General features: G+C 43.1%; 14 protein-coding genes. 2 read left to right on the forward strand and 12 right to left on the reverse strand.

Features of this window, described 5'->3' with window-relative positions:
- Positions 1-92 precede the first annotated feature (92 nt).
- Positions 93-1,430, reverse strand: coding sequence for an IS4 family transposase (locus LC20001_RS12415; RefSeq protein WP_099267168.1), 1,338 nt, complete (start codon positions 1,428-1,430; stop codon positions 93-95).
- A gap of 234 nt (positions 1,431-1,664) precedes the next feature.
- Between LC20001_RS12415 and LC20001_RS12420 the strand changes: the two genes are divergently transcribed.
- The gene (locus tag LC20001_RS12420) at positions 1,665-2,693 is read left to right on the forward strand and encodes an IS30 family transposase (protein WP_164512712.1); all 1,029 of its coding nucleotides are present in this window, start codon (positions 1,665-1,667) and stop codon (positions 2,691-2,693) included.
- A 371-nt stretch (positions 2,694-3,064) separates the two neighbouring features.
- Here the strand turns inward: LC20001_RS12420 and rlmD are convergent, their stop codons facing one another.
- The 7 genes from rlmD to LC20001_RS12455 form a co-directional block, all read right to left on the reverse strand.
- Positions 3,065-4,429 (reverse strand): 23S rRNA (uracil(1939)-C(5))-methyltransferase RlmD, encoded by a 1,365-nt coding sequence (gene rlmD, locus LC20001_RS12425; RefSeq protein WP_003680217.1) that lies wholly within the window; start codon positions 4,427-4,429, stop codon positions 3,065-3,067.
- Between the two features lie 122 nt (positions 4,430-4,551).
- Positions 4,552-5,538 carry a diacylglycerol kinase gene (locus LC20001_RS12430; protein WP_003680215.1) on the reverse strand — a complete coding sequence of 329 codons (987 nt, stop codon included), beginning with the start codon at positions 5,536-5,538 and terminating at the stop codon, positions 4,552-4,554.
- Positions 5,539-5,550: 12 nt separating this feature from the next.
- Entirely contained in the window at positions 5,551-6,981 is a 1,431-nt protein-coding gene (gatB, locus tag LC20001_RS12435; protein WP_010010820.1) for an Asp-tRNA(Asn)/Glu-tRNA(Gln) amidotransferase subunit GatB, read from the reverse strand.
- Positions 6,981-8,444, reverse strand: coding sequence for an Asp-tRNA(Asn)/Glu-tRNA(Gln) amidotransferase subunit GatA (gene gatA / locus LC20001_RS12440; protein ID WP_010010821.1), 1,464 nt, complete (start codon positions 8,442-8,444; stop codon positions 6,981-6,983). Before gatA ends, gatB begins: the two co-directional genes overlap by 1 nt.
- Positions 8,441-8,755, reverse strand: a complete 315-nt coding sequence (gatC, locus tag LC20001_RS12445; protein ID WP_010010822.1) for an Asp-tRNA(Asn)/Glu-tRNA(Gln) amidotransferase subunit GatC — start codon at positions 8,753-8,755, stop codon at positions 8,441-8,443. The genes gatA and gatC overlap by 4 nt, the downstream gene beginning before the upstream one ends.
- A 179-nt stretch (positions 8,756-8,934) precedes the next feature.
- Positions 8,935-10,230 carry a dicarboxylate/amino acid:cation symporter gene (locus LC20001_RS12450; RefSeq protein WP_010010823.1) on the reverse strand — a complete coding sequence of 432 codons (1,296 nt, stop codon included), beginning with the start codon at positions 10,228-10,230 and terminating at the stop codon, positions 8,935-8,937.
- Positions 10,231-10,430: 200 nt separating this feature from the next.
- Positions 10,431-11,573, reverse strand: coding sequence for a CamS family sex pheromone protein (locus LC20001_RS12455; protein WP_010010825.1), 1,143 nt, complete (start codon positions 11,571-11,573; stop codon positions 10,431-10,433).
- Between the two features lie 76 nt (positions 11,574-11,649).
- Here LC20001_RS12455 and LC20001_RS12460 point away from each other — a divergent pair, with 76 nt between their 5' ends.
- Positions 11,650-11,988: a hypothetical protein gene (locus LC20001_RS12460; RefSeq protein WP_099267169.1), complete on the forward strand. Its 339-nt coding sequence runs from the start codon at positions 11,650-11,652 to the stop codon at positions 11,986-11,988.
- Here the strand turns inward: LC20001_RS12460 and ligA are convergent.
- The 4 genes from ligA to LC20001_RS12480 form a co-directional block, all read right to left on the reverse strand.
- Complete coding sequence (gene ligA, locus LC20001_RS12465; RefSeq protein ID WP_010010827.1) at positions 11,933-13,969, reverse strand: NAD-dependent DNA ligase LigA; 2,037 nt, start codon at positions 13,967-13,969, stop codon at positions 11,933-11,935. The two genes, LC20001_RS12460 and ligA, sit on opposite strands and share 56 nt — an antisense overlap.
- A gap of 71 nt (positions 13,970-14,040) precedes the next feature.
- On the reverse strand, positions 14,041-16,314 hold the full coding sequence (gene pcrA, locus LC20001_RS12470; protein WP_010010828.1) for a DNA helicase PcrA: 2,274 nt from the start codon (positions 16,312-16,314) through the stop codon (positions 14,041-14,043).
- Between the two features lie 284 nt (positions 16,315-16,598).
- On the reverse strand, positions 16,599-17,897 hold the full coding sequence (gene purB / locus LC20001_RS12475) for an adenylosuccinate lyase (protein WP_010010829.1): 1,299 nt from the start codon (positions 17,895-17,897) through the stop codon (positions 16,599-16,601).
- 82 nt (positions 17,898-17,979) lie between these two features.
- Positions 17,980-19,116, reverse strand: coding sequence for a 5-(carboxyamino)imidazole ribonucleotide synthase (locus tag LC20001_RS12480; RefSeq protein ID WP_003678537.1), 1,137 nt, complete (start codon positions 19,114-19,116; stop codon positions 17,980-17,982).
- Positions 19,117-19,267: the final 151 nt, after the last annotated feature.

Raw genomic sequence — 19,267 nt, forward strand, 5'->3', positions numbered from 1 at the left:
TCATTTCATGATTGCTAATTGGGTGGTTTTTATAATTTAAAGCTAATTTAAAGCGCACTAAAATAAGGGCGACGCAAGATTAGGTTGTCAGTTTACGCGACTCGATAAATAAAACTAACCGCACGCTTAGGTTTTAGTCGCCGCTTATTTTTACGCCCGGGGCGAATCGGGACTAAGTAGGTGCCAAGCTGAATCAATAACGCTTGAAACTTTGCCTGCTGGTTATTGCGGTAATAATACCGCACGATCCTAGTGGCCAGTTTAAAATTAATGGTGTCCCAATGATGGTGATCGGTCTGCGCGACGTAAGCTTGATTAACGGCTGCACTAACCACATTGTACATGATTAAGTTGGCGTAAAGTTCCATTTCAATAAACTGGTCTTTTTTGGAATGAAATTGAATGGCGCCAAGATCATATTTTAGCTTAGAAAAAGCGGTTTCGATGCCCCAGCGCAAATGATATAACCGTTTCATTCGTGGTAATGGAAACTGCTTTGCCGGAAGATTAGTGATCAAGACTTCCCACGCTGGCTTACCGTCAGCTGTTGTCCCAATTTGAAATTTACAAGCCCGGAATTTAACGGTACAAAAGACGCCAAAATCCCACCGCCGATCTTTGGTATTTTTGGAACGAAATGGTTGGTACTGGTGCCAATAATGTTGAATACAATGAATGTTTTCACTACTTTTATGCGTAACGTAATAATGATTAGAAGTGGTCACGCGGCACGCGATTGCTTGATCACACTCACCATCTGGCAAATTTTGAATTTCTTTGATACTGCCGCCTAACTTGGCTCGAATAAGATAATGCAACCCCTGGTGCCGGTTTAGATTTTCAATTAGATTAAAGCTTGGGTAGCCACGGTCCATCATCACGATCGAATCGTCTGGTAGGTGATCAAGCATGGCTAAAACACTGCCGCGTTCGTCCATTGCCGTTTTGGGTTGGCTAATACAGTCTTGATAGCTTTTATTTAACAAGTCGTATAAAGTATTAACATGCATTTGACAATAAGGCTTATTTTTTGAAAAATCACAAACGTACTTTGAAGTAGGATTCCAAGGCAGATCAAAGTCCGAGCCATCGATCGCTAATACATGGTAATGGTGATCCAACAGTTGCGCGTTAGCTATTTGCTGGCTGAATTGATGAAAAATATGTTTGAAGCAGTCGGGTTTTAGCTTACCTTTTTGTTGTTCAAAGGCAGAAGCTGAAACTTGTTCATCAATACCAGGAAAAGCATTGAATAACTCAATGTTAAGGCTGTTACCCTGCATATTAAGCATCGTTTTAATCATCGTACCAGCAGTTAATTTCCGTTTACGCGTAAAATCCTGTGGTGAATGAGTGTAATCATGAATATGGCTAACTGTTTCATTGATAATTTGGTCCAGAACGCTTAAACTATTAGTTGGGTTTAACATTAGTGACACACTCCTTATCGGTATTGGATTGTTACAATTAGACCTGTGGAGGAGAAGGTTTAGTGCCTTCCCCTTTTAGTTTACCAAGTTTAAAGTAAAAAATAAGGCTTCAGCTACATAAATGATGTAGCTGAAGCCCTATTCTTTTTTGTCAATAGCTTAACTTAATGACATTGGACAAATCTCTGTTATCATTGATGTTCCAACACAAAAATGAAAGAGGTTATTGTCTTGATGCAAGAACAGAATACCACAGTCCGAGAAAAAGGTCACCACCTAACTTCATTTGAGCGCGGCAGAATCGCCACGCTACACAGCCAAGGATACTCTAACCGCGCAATTGCTAGAGTTATCGGCGTTTGTCATCAAACAATCAGTAATGAACTACGCCGTGGTGAGATCGACCAAGTTAAAAAAGTGAACGGTCAACGGCAATATCACCGCGAGTACTCGCCAGAAGCGGCACAGGCCAAATACGAAGCTAACCGAATGTCCTGTCATCGACCTTTGAAACTCGCTGGTGTCGCTGACTTTATCCACTACTTTACGGCCCATTTGCACCAAGACGGTTGGTCGCCTGATGCCGCGGTGGGCCGTGCTAAACTTGAAGGCTTATATCAACCTGAGGAGATGGTTTCGACCAAGACGTTATACCACTATATCGATGCGCAACTACTTGAAGTCCGTAATCTTGATCTGCTCGAAAAAAACCGGCGCCGCACCAAACACCACCATTCACCCAAGCATAAGCGTCTGGCCGGACGAAGTATCGAAGAGCGACCTAAAAGTATTGATCAGCGCCAAGAGTTCGGTCACTTTGAGTTGGATACCGTAGTCGGTAAACGTAACGGCCAAGAAAGTGTCATTCTAACGCTGATCGAGCGCCAATCTCGCTGTCAGATCCTGCGTTTGATTGATGGCCGTGACGCCGATTCAGTCAACTACGAACTGGCTAAGATCTGCCAAGAATATGGACACATCATGAAGTCCGTTACCGCTGACAACGGGGCAGAATTCGCAGCGGCGGGGACGGTGCTTGACGGGGTTGCCGACCTTTATTATGCCCACCCTTACCGCTCTTCAGAACGAGGCACAAATGAGGCGCATAATCGAATGATCCGTCGTGATGTGCCTAAGGGCCTGTCCATGGATACTTTAGGCCCTAGTGATATCCAAGCAGTGGAAGCCAAGCTAAACAACTTACCACGCCGGCAGTCAGGTTACCAAACCCCAAAAGAGCTTTTCTCCGCTGCCGCTGGCTAAAGATTGAATCTTTAAAATATGAATATCAATGAAAATACTGTCTTACCGGGATTTATTGCGTGGCTAATTTGTTCTTGCAATTTGGGGAAATTTAGTTACATGCTTTACAATTCAACTTTATGATTGCCAAAACAAATAGCACCAGTAAAATTAGCTTTCGCTATTTTACTGGTGCTATATTAATGAAATAGAATTAACTTGTTGCCACTTGTTTTTAAAAAACTTTTTATTACGAACCATACTTATCAATTGGAGTAAATAAACGCACAGCAAAGCTAAGTCAGGTGCTTTGTGACACTGATTTAGCCATAATCTTTACTTTTACCAAGCTATTTAAATCGCAACAAAGTTAGATATTTTATCTACCTAAATTAGTCCAATGTTAATACCGTCACTGATTCAATGTGCTGCGTTAATGGGAACATATCAACTGGCTGCGTTTTTTCAGCATGATAACCAAATTCTTGCAATAAGGCGATATCGCGGCCAAGCGTTGCTGGATTGCAGCTAACGTAGACGATCCGCTTGGGTTTCATCACGCCAACGGCTTCAACAAAGGTACTAGCTAAGCCTTTGCGTGGTGGATCAACCACCAATACATCGGCTTCGAGACCTTCTTCACGCCATTCTTGCATCACTTTTTCGGCTAGGCCTAATTGGAATTTCACATTGTGAATGCCATTGTGCTTAGCATTACGCTTAGCATCAGCGACGGCAGCTTCGGTAACTTCAACGCCATAGACGTACTTGGCATGTTTAGCTAACGACAACGAAATCGTACCAATACCAGAATAAGCATCGATCACGGTTTCTTTACCGGTTAAATGAGCAGCATCAATGGCAGTTTGATAAAGTCTTTCCGTCTGCAAAGGGTTCACTTGATAAAAAGATAACGCCGAAACATCAAACGTGTGACCTAAAATTTGGTCGTGAATATATGTTTTACCGTATAACTTTTTAACGGTGCGGCCCAGCACGACGTTAGTTGGCTTAGGCACCACACTTTGCATGATACTGACAACTTTAGGTAATTTAGTAACGATGCCGCTAATAATGTTCTGTAATTGGGGAATATCTTTGGTCCGCGTGATCAAGACGATCATCATTTCGTGAGTAAAATGACCACGGCGCACCATGATATTCCGCATGATACCGCGATTGCGCGCTTCATCGTAAGCGGGCACGTGATATTGCCGCAAAAGATCACGAACGACCACGATGGCACGATCGATTTCAGGATCTTGGATATAGAAATCTTCCAGCGGAATCAATTGGTGGCTACGTTTACGGTAAAATCCAGTTTCTAGTTGACCGTTGACTTGGCGCACTGGGATCTGCGCCTTATTACGGTAACCTTTTGGATCAGCCATACCAATGGTTGGTAAAACTTCGATATCGAGATGATTTTTTTGATAGACGTTGCGTAATTGTTGTTGTTTAAACTTCAATTGTGCAGCATAACTTAAATGACCCAACGGTGCGATACCGGACTGCATATAAGTCTTGTTAGGTAATTCCACACGGTCAGGACTGTCATTATGCCGTTTCAATACGCGCGCGTAGCCATAATTTTTGCCAACCTTAGTGACAACCAATTCTACTTCTTCACCAGGTAAGGCATCTTCGATAAACAATGGATAGTCGGATACTTTAGCAACACCCATGCCCTCATAAGTCAGGTCAATAATTGTTGCAGTGATCTCTTCATTTTTTGTTACTGGTGCGATAAATTTCATTTTGGTCTCCTCAATTAGGTGCTTTAGTGTTCCAACTGTATCTTGGGAACACAGTTACCGAACATAAAAAAATACTGCTCTCTATTCTAACGGAGAACAGTATTTTTAGCAAGTCTACACATTTAATGCTCCGCCTCAGTTTTTGGCTTTACCGGTGTTTCCGGCAAGCCAGCAGCATCTTCTGCCGCCAATGCCGTTTGCGGCATCGCATCAACATCAGCAAAAATTTCTAAATGTTGCTTGAGATTGGTGAACGTCATTGGCGCCGTACCACCAAACTCGCCATCTAAATTAATTTTCATTTCTGTGCCGTTAGTGGTTTTAGCCACTAGCTTGTGTGTTTTAACATAAATAACTCGTGGATCATTTAAATGTTTGCCATTGATAGCCAATGCGATCAAGCGTACCAACTCAGCCAAATTAGCCGTTTTGACAATGATCAATGAGAAACGACCATCGCCGAGGGTAATGTCTGGGGCTACTTTTTCAAAGCCACCGATCGAGTTAGTCAAACCGAGTAAGAACATGGAGGCATCGCCGCGGAATTCACCGTCATCATAAACCAGGTGCATTGGCACCGGCTTGATTTGCGGTAACATTTTGGCGCCTTCAAGTAAATATGCAAGGTAGCCAAAAATTGACTTCGTTTCCGACGGTACTCCGTAAGTGAGTTCAGTCAAAAAACCACCGCCGGCGATATTCATGAAGTATTCCTTATCGGCACGGCCAATATCCATCTTGATCGTTTTCCGTTTCAAAACAATTTTAGCTGCTTCAACTGGATCTTCACGAGGAATTTTTAGTGCGCGTGCATAGTCGTTAGTGGTACCAGCAGGAATGATCGCCATTTTCGGCCGATGCTTTAAACCAGCCAAACCGTTGACGACCTGGTTGATCGTGCCATCACCACCGGCGGCAACGACTAAATTAAAGCCAGCCTGTGCTGCCCGCGTAGCCTCATTCTGTGCTGAAAGTGGTTCTGGCGTGGTGGCATAGGCGCTAGTCTCATAACCAGCCTGTTCAAAAATTGCTAAAATATCGACGAGGCTTTGTTTCAGGCCCTCATGACCAGCCTTAGGATTATAAATAATACGTGCCCGCTGCTGCATGGGAACCCTCCTTTACCGTTGCTTTAATTCCTGGATCAATAATTGGTTAACGACTTTTGGATTAGCCTGGCCGCGGGTTTGCTTCATGATCTGCCCAACTAAGAAACCAATCGCACGGTCCTTACCATTTTTGAAGTCATCGATCGATTGTTGATTATTGTCCAAAATCTCAGTGATGATCGGCAATAATTTAGCTGGATCAGATAATTGAACTAATCCTTTCGCTTCGACCCATTGTTTAGGTTCAGTGCCATTAGTGATAATTTCTTTGAAGACTTTCTTGGCGATCTTCGAGGAGATCGTGCCATCAGTGATCAAGTTGATCATCGTCGCTAAATTGACGGCAGTTAATTTAGTCGCCGTTAATTCAAGCTTTTCAGCATTCAAATAAGCACTAACTTCACCTTGTAACCAGTTAGCGGCTAATTTAGCGTCAGCGCCGGCCGCAACCGTTGCTTCAAAGAAATCAGCCATTTCCAAGCTCTGCGTCAAAACAGTAGCATCAGCTGCACTCAAACCTAAGTCATTGATATAACGTTGGCGCCGTGCTGCTGGCATTTCTGGAATTGAACGCCGTACTTCTGCGATCCACTCATCGCTGATATGGATCGGTGGAATATCTGGTTCTGGGAAGTAACGATAATCATCGGAGCCTTCCTTGACCCGTTGCAAAACAGTTTCGCCTGTATTTTCATTGTAACCACGTGTTTCCTGACGAATCGTGCCACCAGATAATAGAATCTGTGCTTGGCGTTTTTCTTCGTATTCAAGACCTTTACGTAAGTAGTTAAATGAGTTGATGTTCTTCAATTCGGTTTTAACGCCGTATTCCTTTTGCCCAACTGGCCGAATTGAAATATTGGCGTCAACCCGCAAAGAACCTTCTTCCATTTTAACGTCAGATACACCGCTAAACTGGATCACTTGGCGCAAAGTTTCCAAATACTTGTAAGCTTCTTCAGGTGAAGCCATATCTGGCTTTGAGACAATTTCAATCAATGGCGTCCCTTGCCGGTTTAGATCGACGTAAGAATTTTGGCCACGGTGGGTATTTTTACCAGCATCTTCTTCCAAATGTAATTCTTCGATCCCAATTTTCTTGGTATCGCCATTGTTTAATTCAACTTCAACCCAGCCATCATGGCCGATTGGTTGTTCAAACTGTGTGATCTGATAAGCTTTTGGATTATCAGGATAGAAATAGTTTTTCCGATCAAAGTGATTTTCTGTAGCAATCGTCGCATTTAATGCCAAAGCCGCACGCATACCATACTCCAAAGCACCTTTATTAACGCTTGGCAATACACCTGGATAACCCCAGTCGATCACATTAGTGTTCATGTTAGGGGTATCACCAAATTCGTTAGCCGATGGACTAAACATTTTTGATTTTGTTTTTAATTCAACATGGACTTCAAGCCCGATAGTCGTTTCAAAGTTCACTAGTCGTTACCCCCTAACGTTGGAACTTGTTTGTGGAAATCAGTTGCCTGTTCAAATGCATATCCAGCTTGATACAAGGTAGCTTCAGCAAATGATGGGCCGATCAACTGCATGCCAATCGGTAAACCGTTAGCAAAACCAGCAGGCAGTGATAAGCCTGGAAGACCAGCAAGGTTCACTGGCACACTCAAAACGTCGCCAGCATACATGGTCAATGGATCAGTGACATCTTCGCCGATACCATAAGCAGTCGTTGGTGCAACTGGCCCTAAGATCAAATCATGATCCTTGAAAATATCAGCGAAATCTTGCCGCATCAATGTCCGTACTTGGGCAGCTTTTTTGAAGTAAGCATCGTAATAACCAGCAGATAGTGAGTACATGCCTAACATGATCCGCCGCTTAACTTCAGGACCGAAGCCTTGCGTCCGTGAGTTCACGTAAACCTCATTCAAATCCTTAGCGTCTTGCGCACGGACACCATAGCGGATACCGTCAAAACGTTGTAAATTAGATGAAGCTTCAGAACTAGAAATAATGTAGTAAGCAGCTACGCCATATTTAGAATGTGGCAAAGAAACTTCGTCCACCGTAGCACCCAATTCACGGTACTTATCAGCTGCAGCCAAAATTGCTTCCTTAACTTCCGCCTGAACGCCTTCACCTAAATATTCCTTTGGTAAGCCAATACGCAAGCCTTTGACGCCAGCATCGATTTTAGCCGTGAAATCAGCTTCGTGGCCGCTAACGGAAGTGGCATCCCGTTTGTCTTCACCAACTAAAATATTCAGCAAGGCAGCATTATCTTTAACGCCACGAGAGAATGGGCCAATTTGATCCAAACTAGAACCAAAAGCAATCAAGCCCCAGCGGGAAATACGACCGTAAGTTGGTTTCATCCCCACGACCCCAGTAAATGAAGCTGGTTGGCGAATTGAGCCACCCGTATCAGAACCTAAGGCAAAGGGTACCATACCAGCGGAAACAGCAGCTGCAGAGCCACCAGATGAGCCACCAGGAACTTTAGTTGTGTCCCATGGGTTTTTAGTGATCTTAAAGGCAGAATTTTCAGTTGAGCCACCCATGGCGAATTCGTCAAGGTTAGTTTTCCCGATCACGACCATGTCATTAGCGTGGATTTTTTCCATGACTGTTGCGTCATAAATCGGCGTAAAGTTTTCAAGAATCTTGCTGGCAGCAGTTGTCCGCAAGCCTTTCGTCATGATGTTATCCTTGATAGCGATTGGAATACCGGCTAACAGGTTAGCGGCATCAATGCCTTTTTCATCGATTGCTTTAGCTGTTGCTAAGGCATTTTCTTCATCTAACGCCAAAAAAGCATCGATTTTTTGATCGGTTGCTTTTAAAGCATCAATTGTTTGTTTAGTTAATTCATAACTGGTTAATTCTTTGTTCACTAACTGGTTATGGATCGTGGTCAAATCATTGTCAAAGAAGTTCATTCAGCCGAATCCTCCCCACGGTTAAAAATTGCTGGAACTTTGATATAGCCGTCCTCAGTATCAGGTGCGTTATTTAATAACGCCGTCCGTTCTCCTGGATCAGCGGCTGCTGGCACATCATCGCGCACAACGTTAACCAGATCAACCACGTGTGTCATTGGTTCAACACCAGTGGTATCAACTTCCTGTAACTGGTTAAACATGTCGGTGATTTTGCTCATTTGATCAGTAAATTGGCTTAATTCTTCATCATTAAAAGATAACCGGGCGAGGTTTGCAACATGGTTGACTTGCTCTTTACTAATTGCCAATTCTCTGGCCTCTCTTTCATTTTTTATTACATTATTATTTTAACGTTAACGACTTAGTGTGAAAAGTCTAAGTTTGACCGCGCACGCGGCCACAATGACATTATTATAGCACGTACCGTGATAGATAGCGATTTGTGATATGAAAAAAGCAGCACATAGGCTGCAAATTTCTGAAAAAATTAATTAACTTTCTCTGCGGTAACTTTTTTAACGTCCGCTAAATAATTTTGCTGCTTCTCTTCATCAAATTCATGCTCGGTTTTGGCAATGATCAAAGCGGCCAACGAATTACCGACCACATTGACAGCCGTGCGGCCCATATCAACTAAACGATCGATACCGGCAATAAAAGCTAAACCAGATGCCGGCACACCAATCGTGGTGATCGTCGCTAACAACACGACGAAGGACGCACCAGGCACACCTGCCATCCCTTTAGACGTGATCATCAACACAACCAATAACGTGATCTGCTGACCTAAGCTTAAATGAATATGGTAAGCCTGCGCTAAAAATAACGCGGCCAACGACTGATAAATCGCCGAACCATCCAGGTTGAACGTATAGCCAGTAGGAATAACAAAAGAGGCAATTCCCTGACTAACGCCATAACGCGGCATTTTTTCCATAATTCGTGGCAAGGCTGCTTCGGAACTGGCCGTAGAAAAAGCCAACACAAGCTCATCCTTGATCACCAACAATAGATCAAAAATATTCAGGTGGAAGAATCGTGCAACTAAGCCCATCACAACAACCACAAAAATGATCATCGTCATATAGGCGATCAATAGGAACAACGCCAACGGTTTCAGCGCACTTAAGCCGAACTGTGCAATAGTCACACCAATCAAAGCAAACACCCCAATTGGCGCTAGCTGCATGATCCAGTTAGTCATTTTGAACATCACTTCAGAGGTTGCATCAAAGAAATCAATCAAAACATGACCACGTTTACCAATGGCCGCAATTCCTAGACCAAACATAACGGTAAAGAAAATAACTGGAATCATATCGCCTTTACCTAACGCTTCAAAAAAGTTAGTCGGTACGATATTCATGATGATATCGCCTAATCCGTTATTGCCGGCAGTTTTAGCGGTTGCCGTGTATTGACTAATTGAAACTTTGCTCAGCGTTTGAATATTGATCGAATCACCCGGTTTAGTCAGATTCCCGACCAGCAACCCCAACGCAATCGCAATCGTTGTCATCAGTTCAAAGTAGATCAACGTTTTGCCACCGACACGCCCTAACTTTTTGATATCGCCCATTTTGGCAATACCAACGACTAGACAGGAAACCACGATCGGTAAAACGATCATTTTAATTAAATTAATGAAGATCGTCCCGATTGGATTCAGGATGGCGATCGCCATTTTATTTTGATAAAAAAGCGCACCAACAACTAACCCTAAGATCAGGCCAAGCACAATGCGCCAGCCTAAACTCAGGCGTAAAAAGCGTTTCTGTTGCACGTTATATCCCTCCAAAATTTTTCTTAATTAAATCTCATATTCTCAGGTTGAAAAATCAACCATTTTTCAGTTTAGCACAATTAGCTGTTGATAACGAGTTTTCATTTACTTTTCCATGAGCAAACAATGTGAATATTAATAATCTCTCTAATATAATCATAAAAAAACGTCCTCATAATTGAGGACGTTTAATGCGATTATTAGTAACTACCAAAGACATGGCTGTAGAAACTCTTTTCACCTGCTTTGCGCGCAACAAAAGCTTGTGTACCGTCAGTTGACTGCACGGTGATCTCAATTGCGGCTTCACTTGGTAGATATTTATTAGCTGCAGTCACCAAGTATTGCGTGAAACTCTTGATTTCAGTTTCACTATAAAATTGCGTATTGATCGTAATGTTCATCCCAGATAAATTACCATCTTTGTAATGGGTTTGCGCTGTGACACCAGACAAATTAGGGAAGAACGATTGCACATTATTTTTGAAGTTAGTAAACGAATCAGCATCGCTGGAATTACCTGACTTAGCACTACCAACTACCGGTAAAACGTAATTAGCTTCGTTAACATCATGCCACTCACTAATTGTTTTACCGCCGTCTTTACTGATCCCATAAGCAAAGAAAGTCCCGCCAACTAAGCTATCATTAGTGGCCTGTTCGTACAACGCAATCACGATTGGCACATTACCAACGCCTTCGGTTTTACGCATTCGTGAAACGACTTGATCAGCCATCGACTTACCTTCACTGACCATTTTATCGTGAGAAATTTTGGTCTCGTAAGTTGCACCGTATTCTTCTTTTTGATAGTAATCGACTTGATTCATTGCCAAACCGATCGTCATACCACCAAGCTTGAGATTATTACCATCTTGGGTCATATAATCTTGTTCTTCAATTGCCTGTAAATAGTCTGGATTCCGCTTATCAGCATCCGTTTGACCATTGTCTTCTGGATTCAATCCACTGGCATTACTTTTAGACTTACGATCCAACCAATTCTGTGCCGTTGCTTTCTTTAAGTATTGGCCTTCTTGGAAGATATAATCATCAGTGGCAAACTGCTTCTGTGAAATCGTCTGTAATCCATTTTCAAAGCTTTTCAGATTAGCCCCATTAGTATTCTGATCTTTCGTGAGTCCCCGTGCCTTACTGGTTTTATAACGACCATTCTGGATCACGCCTTGATACTCATCGTCAGAAGTTTGGCCGGTTGTCTGAATCGAGGTTTTAGTTTTGGTACTACTAGTCGTGCCGACACCGGACGAACCTAAGCGGCCACACGCGGTCAACAGTACGACACTAACTGCTAAAGCTAATATTGCGCTAATTCGTTTCACGATTTTTCTCCTCTATCTCACTATTAATGATAATTTATTAGCGCAGTTCGCCAATAAATTCCTGATGTTCGTGGCGATGACCATTCTTGTGGCAAAATTCACGCCGCAAGAAACATGGCTCTATCTCACTATTAATGATAATTTATTAGCACAGTTCGCCAATAAATTCCTGATGTTCGTGGCGATGACCATTCTTGTGGCAAAATTCACGCCGCAAGAAACATGGCTCTATCTCACTATTAATGATAATTTATTAGCACAGTTCGCCAATAAATTCCTGATGTTCGTGGCGATGACCATTCTTGTGGCAAAATTCGTGCCGCAAGAAACATGGCTCCATCATAGAAATCATGATACCGCTAGTCAGCCAGATCTTGCAAGTTTTGCTCCAAGGTGGCTTCGTCCCAGATCGTAATACCTAATTTTTGTGCCTTAGTATATTTACTGCCAGGATCAGTACCAGCAACCACAATATCGGTTTTCTTCGATACGCTGCCAGTCACCTTAGCGCCCAGATCAGTTAGTGTATTGGTGAGATCTGCCCGCTTATGCCGTTCTAGTGTTCCAGTTAACACGATTGTTTTACCAGTAAATGGCGTCTCATTTACACTAGCTGGCGCTGGTCCTAAATAACGCATATTTACACCGGCAGCCGCTAATTGTTCGATCAACTTAGGAACTTCCGGTGCATCAAAATAAGTCCGTACACTGTTAGCAATGATCGTCCCGGAAGTCGCAATTGCTTCAATTGCTTCAGCACTGCTAGCTTGTAAACTAGCCATGTCACCAAAATGCTCAGCCAATGAGCGAGCCATTTTAGCGCCGACATGGCGAATACCTAAGCCGGTTAACAAACGCTCTAAAGAATTAGCTTTACTACGTTCAATTGCCTGTAATAAATTATTGGCTGATTTTTCTTTAAATTTATCTAACGTTAGCAGCTGCTCCAGGGTCAACTGATACAGATCAGCAACATCAGCAACCAGTTCACGCTCAAATAATTGTTGCACGATCTGCGGACCAAGTCCATCGATATTCATCGCATTACGTGACGCAAAATGGGTCAGCTGTTCCTTGATCTGAGCCGGACACTTCGGATTGATACAGCGTAACGCGACTTCATCTTCTAAATGAACCAACGGCGAATCACAGGAAGGACAATGGGTCGGAATCACATAGGGCTGACTATCGGCTCCCCGTTTGTCAGTTAAGACGGCGGAAACTTCGGGAATAATATCGCCAGCTTTGTGAATCAAAACCGTATCGTGCAGTCGAATATCCTTTTCTTGGATCATATCACCATTATGCAGCGTTGCCCGTGCTACGGTCGTACCCGCTAATTGAACGGGATCCATTACCGCAGTTGGTGTAACTACACCCGTACGACCAACTGTCCATTCAATCTCATTGATCACGGTTTGTGCTTCTTCTGGTGGAAATTTATAAGCAATTTCCCAACGTGGTACCTTAACTGTATTACCTAGTTCAGCCTGCAGCGCTAAGGAATTAACTTTTAAAACCACACCATCGATATCATAGTCGAGTTGATTGCGTTGTGCCTGATATTCAGCAATAAAAGCCTCAATTTCGGGCAACGTTTGGCAAGTTTTTGTGGTCGGATTAACGGCAAAGCCTAATTCACTTAAACGAGCAAGTGCTTCGGCTTGTGTGGTCACATTCAATGCAGCATAATCGGTCAATGTATAGATCCACGTTGACAAATTACGTGCCGCCGTTACTCGTGAATCAAGTTGGCGCAAACTACCAGCTGCTGCATTACGCGGGTTAGCAAAAGTCGCTAAACCGTCTGCTTCACGGCGTTCATTTAATTTAGCAAATGACACCCGCGGCATATAACATTCACCGCGAACTTCGATCGACAGCGGTTCAGTCAGCTTGCGGGGAATCGATTTGATCGTTTTTAAATTTTGCGTAATATCTTCACCGATCGTCCCATTACCACGAGTGGCACCACGCACAAATACACCATCTTCGTAAACTAATGAGATCGCTAAACCATCAATTTTCAATTCAACACTATAATCAAAATCAGTCGTGACATTTTTACGCAGGCGTTGATCAAAATTAGCCAACTCAGCCAATGAGAATACATCCCCCATGGAGAGCATCGGCTGCTCATGCGTAACCTTTGTAAAACCAGGTAGCACCTGACCGCCAACTTGTTGTGTCGGTGAATCGCTGGTAACGATGGCCGGAAAAGCCTTTTCCAACGTTTCCAGATCACGATAATTTTCGTCATAAACATTATCTTCGACTAACGGTTGATCTGCTGTATAATAAGCCTGACTCCACTGGTCTAAAAGATTGCGTAACGCTAATGCAGCCGCACTAGCTTCCTGTTCTGAATACTGTTCGATTGGTTTTTCTAAAGCCATTGATTGCCTACCGGAAACTTCCAGCAGGTGTCACCTTCTTTCTATGATTAAGTGTCAAAAACGCTTTTTGTCTATTCTGTTACCTTAGTGATTGGCGCAAAGGCCGCCAATAAGCGCTTGATACCTTGTGATTTGAACGCAATATCCAATTCAGCGTCAGTGCCACTACCGCTGACCTTGACCACAGTGCCTTCGCCCCACTTTTTATGCTGCACCTTATCACCGGCCTGCCATGACTTGCTTTCGGCACCGGTACTATGTGTATTGGAAACCGACTTAGCCGCCGTTCCGCGCCGTGTGTGGTAGGTCGTCGCCGTTGCTCGTGTATAAGCGTTTTGCTGCCGGGAGTCACTGAATGGAATATTCCGTTCCGATAAACTAGCGGCCGTTTTATTTTCAAATAAAATCAAATCTTCATCAATTTCACCGACAAAGCGTGAAGCGGGATTACTCTGTGTTCGGCCGTATAACATTCGCGAGTAGGCGTTAGTCAGGTACAGCTTCTTTTTTGCTCGCGTAATACCGACGTAAGCTAAGCGTCGCTCTTCTTCTAGTTCATCGTTTTCCATCATTGCCCGTGATAATGGGAAGATTCCTTCTTCCATCCCCATCATGAAAACAACTGGGAACTCTAACCCTTTCGCAGCATGTAGTGTCATTAAAGTCACTTCACTGCTTTCTTCCTCGATATCGTCTTGGTCAGAAACCAAAGCCAAATCAGTTAAAAAGTCAACGAAACGATCGCTATCAGCATCTGCTTCATCGTCGTAACCATCATCAAATTCTTTAGTTACCGACAAAAATTCTTGAATATTTTCGATTCGCGTCTGCGCTTCTAGTGTTTTTTCCTGTTTTAAAGCGTCTAAGTAACCGGTCTGTTCTAGCATTTGGGTCGTCAATTCCGTAACGTCCCACTCAGCTCGCTTGTCACGTAAAGCCGTCATAGTCGTTGCAAAACTGCCTAATGTATGGCGTGCTCGAGTGGCAATACCGTTAGCTAGATCCACATTGCGGGCAGCTTCTAGCAAGGACCAATTATTGTAGTTAGCAAAGTCACGTAATTTATCGATCGTCCCGTTACCGATACCGCGCTTCGGGCTGTTGACGATTCGTTCAAAGTCGATCGAATCATCAGGGTTAACGATCACCCGCAAATAGGCCAGTACGTCCTTAATTTCTTTACGATCATAGAACTTATGCCCACCAACCATTTTGTAAGGAATATTAGCCTTGACTAAATTTTCTTCAATCGTCCGTGATTGTGCGTTGGTTCGGTACAAGACGGCAAAGTCGCCATAACGGAAATCATTATCAGCCATCTCTTCTTGAATTTTAGCAACGACAAAGCGAGCTTCATCATGTTCGTTTTGACCACGATAGTAAGAAATCTTAGCACCAGCATCATTTTCCGTCCATAACTTCTTCGGCTTACGGTAAACGTTGTTGTTGATCACATCATTAGCCGCCTGTAAAATCGTCTGCGTTGAGCGATAGTTTTGCTCCAACATAACGGTTTTAGCTTCTGGATAATCCTTCTCGAAGTTCATGATATTACTCATATCAGCACCCCGCCAACCATAAATACTCTGATCGGCATCACCCACGACACACAAATTATGATAACGCTGTGCCAACATATTAACTAAAGTATACTGCGCTTGGTTAGTATCCTGATATTCATCGACATGAATATAGCGAAACTTTTCTTGATAGTAATCTAGTGTTTCCGGTGATTTACGGAAGAGCTCGATCGTCAGCATGATCAAATCATCAAAATCAAGAGCTTGATTGGCTTCTAATTCATTTTGATAAGGTTCATAACATTTAGCGACGATCTCTTCAAATGGCGTACTTGCTGCAGCCGCATAATCTTTTGGCGTTTGTAATTGGTTTTTGGCGTTAGAGATCTCACCTAAAATTGAACGTGGCGTATATTTTTTGGGATCGATATTCTGTTGGGTCAGGATCCGGCGCATTAAGGTATTTTGCTCACCTGGATCAGCAATTGTAAATGACCGACTGTAACCGGTCATTTTATCAATATCGCGACGCAAAATACGCACGCACAACGCATGGAAAGTTGAGACCCAAACGGATTCAGCTCGTTCATTCAATAAACTAGCCACACGTTCACGCATTTCGCGCGCGGCTTTGTTAGTAAATGTAATTGCCAAGATCCGCCATGGCGCAACGTCTAATTCTTCAATCAAGTAGGCGATGCGGTGCGTCACGACCCGTGTTTTCCCGGAACCGGCACCGGCCATGATCAATAATGGTCCCTCTGTCTGCTTTACCGCCTCTTGCTGCTTGTCGTTCATGCCCGTTAACAAATCCGTTGTGGCCATAACTTAGTCAGTCCCCCGTTTTTAATTATTTACTGGTGCGTACTTGTAATTGCTATCTTTTTATTCGCACTAAATTGGTTAGCCAGCGGCAAAAATAATTTTGTAACGCGGCCTAACTGGAAAACGCCAAGTTAATCTAACTCGGCGTCACATCGTTCAACTCAACATTATAACAAAAATTCACTTAAACTTCTCTAAAGAATTCTAAAAATACGAATATAAGTTCGCACACTACTTACAAAAAAGCTGCGACAATAATTATGCCCCAGCTTCTTTAAATATTTTTATTCAGCTAAACCAACACGTTCAAAAATTTCATCCACGTGCCGTAAATGCCAGTGATAATCGAATGCATCGTCTAAATCTTTACTGCTAAGTGCATTGGTCACCTTAGGATCAGCTTCCAATAATGGTCGGAAAGGCTTCTTTTCATCCCAAGCCACTGCCGTTTTCGGTTGCACTAAATCATAAGCAGCCTCACGACTCATGCCGCTTTCAATTAATTTCAACATCACTCGTTGGCTATAGATCAAGCCGTAAGTGACATCCATGTTGCTGCGCATCTTTTCTGGGAAAATCGTCAACGTATCTAGAATCTTCGTGAAACGATGCAAGATATAATCCAATAACCCAGTGGTATCAGGAATAATGATCCGTTCTGCTGAACTATGTGAAATATCGCGATCATGCCACAATGGCACATCTTCGTAAGCCGTGATCATATGACCGCGGATCACACGGGCCAAGCCGGTAACATTTTCCGAACCGATCGGATTGCGTTTATGTGGCATTGCCGAGGAACCCTTTTGACCCGCAGCGAAAAATTCTTCAACTTCATGAATTTCAGTCCGTTGTAATGAACGTACTTCCGTCGCAAAACGTTCGATCGAAGTGGCAATCAATGCCATCGTTGCCACGTACTCAGCGTGAAGATCACGTGGCAAAATTTGCGTTGAAATATCTTGGGCACGAATGCCTAAATGCTCAGTCACGTACTGCTCAACAAATGGCGGGATATTAGCAAATGTTCCTACAGCACCACTAATTTTACCGGCTTCAACACCCTTAGCTGCATGTTCGAAACGTTCTTGATTGCGTTTCATTTCCGCGTACCATTGTGCCATCCGCAAACCAAAAGTCGTTGGTTCAGCATGAACACCATGGGTACGGCCCATCATAACAGTGTACTTATAAGTTTTAGCTTGCTTTGCAAGAACGTCGATCAAGTTTTGAATATCTTGGCGGATCAAATCATTGGCTTGCTTCATCAAGTAACCAAAGGCAGTATCAACCACATCGGTTGACGTCAGCCCGTAATGAACCCATTTTTTCTCAGGGCCAAGGCTTTCTGAAACATCACGAGTAAATGCCACAACGTCATGTTTCGTTTGCTTCTCTAATTCAGCGATCCGCGCAACATCAAAAGTCGCTTTCTGGCGAATTTTAACCGCATCTTCCTTAGGTACTTCGCCAATTTCAGCCCAAGCTTCATCCGCTAAAGTTTCAACTTCTAACCATGCCTGATAGCGATTCTGATCAGTCCAAATCTGTCCCATCTCTGGGCGCGTATAGCGTTCTAACATAGTAAGCCTCGCTTTTCCATAGAATTTAGAATACCAAGAAAACATCATTGATATTTTCTTGGTACATTTTCACAAATCAAGTTTAACCCTTTTCAGGTGGTTGATTCCAAATCTCTGTGTCGTAAATTTGTTCCAAAGTATGCCGCGTGTCCGCGGTCAAGATCGTAACGTGGCCAGCGCGGTCATTATCATCCTGTGCATTATCTAAATAGTAATAAAAATGCCAATCTGGTTTGATCAACACCTGAGTAAAGGTGTCAGTGATCAAGCGCTTAGGAATCGTCACCGATACTGCAGGGCTGATCAATTTAATTTTTGGTAGTGGCCAATGACAAAGTGTCCGCAAGTGTAATTCATATTGCGAAACATTAGTTGCTTCATTAAAAATGTTGCCCGAAGTATGCGGTCCTGGTACTAGCCGCTTCACGTAAAGTGTATCAGAAGCAGTTAAGAAAAACTCAATTCCGAACACACCGACATAATCCAACGCGTTACCAACTAATTCGGCAATGCGTTGGACCTCAGCCATCACAGCCGGTTTGATCCGCGCCGGTACGATGGTTTCAAATAATTCTTGATCAACAAAAACATTCTCCACCACTGGCATATAAGCTAAGTTCTTATCAGCATCTTTCGCAACCATGATCGTGAGCTCACTTTCATAGGGAACCCACGATTCCAAAATATAGGTGCCTGAAGTTAAGTATTTCTCGCTACCCGCAATATCTGCCTCACCGTAAATAATGTGTTGAAATTGCTTGCCGTAGCCCTTTTGGATCGGCTTTAAAACACAAGGGTAACCAATCGACGCTACCGCATCATATACATCATTGATATCAACGATCGTTGCGTAAGGTGCAATATTCAAATTATGACTTTCAAAGAAAACTTTCTCCAATTGCCGATCTTGAGTGATCGCCAAAATATCGGTTCCTTGAGGCAAATTGACCGCGTTTAATTGGTCCAACACGCTGGTATCGATATTTTCATACTGATAGGTCATTGCATCGCAAAACTGTGCTAATTTCTGTAAATTAGTTACTGAATTCAAAGCGCCCATTTCAGTCACATCGGCTACACCAGCCGCAGGGCTATCTAAAGTATCGGTTAAAATACCGACGCGAAAGCCTAAACGTTTAGCCGCTAAGGCCAGTAATTTACTGTTTGCATCACCACCAATGATACCGATCATACTGTCTGGATAAATAACTGCAGTCACATTTCTCACAACCTTCATTTGCTAACGTTTAAAGTTGCTTTAATCGTAGCATAGCAGTCTTTACCCGTCAAAATCTGTAACGTGTGTTGAAAAATGGCCAGATCATTGCGTAGCTATCGTCATAATCTGCCTTTTAGCACATTTCTAAAAA

The sequence above is a fragment of the Loigolactobacillus coryniformis subsp. coryniformis KCTC 3167 = DSM 20001 genome, from assembly GCF_002706425.1.
Classification (GTDB): domain Bacteria; phylum Bacillota; class Bacilli; order Lactobacillales; family Lactobacillaceae; genus Loigolactobacillus; species Loigolactobacillus coryniformis.

Coding starts and splice junctions, on each gene's coding strand:
- LC20001_RS12460 (WP_099267169.1), top strand. CDS start 11,650: ATGACCATTCTTGTGGCAAAATTCACGCCGCAAGAAACATGGCTCTAT.
- pcrA (WP_010010828.1), bottom strand. CDS start 16,314: ATGGCCACAACGGATTTGTTAACGGGCATGAACGACAAGCAGCAAGAG.
- LC20001_RS12415 (WP_099267168.1), bottom strand. CDS start 1,430: ATGTTAAACCCAACTAATAGTTTAAGCGTTCTGGACCAAATTATCAAT.
- ligA (WP_010010827.1), bottom strand. CDS start 13,969: ATGGCTTTAGAAAAACCAATCGAACAGTATTCAGAACAGGAAGCTAGT.
- rlmD (WP_003680217.1), bottom strand. CDS start 4,429: ATGAAATTTATCGCACCAGTAACAAAAAATGAAGAGATCACTGCAACA.
- purB (WP_010010829.1), bottom strand. CDS start 17,897: ATGTTAGAACGCTATACGCGCCCAGAGATGGGACAGATTTGGACTGAT.
- LC20001_RS12420 (WP_164512712.1), top strand. CDS start 1,665: ATGCAAGAACAGAATACCACAGTCCGAGAAAAAGGTCACCACCTAACT.
- LC20001_RS12430 (WP_003680215.1), bottom strand. CDS start 5,538: ATGCAGCAGCGGGCACGTATTATTTATAATCCTAAGGCTGGTCATGAG.
- gatA (WP_010010821.1), bottom strand. CDS start 8,444: ATGAACTTCTTTGACAATGATTTGACCACGATCCATAACCAGTTAGTG.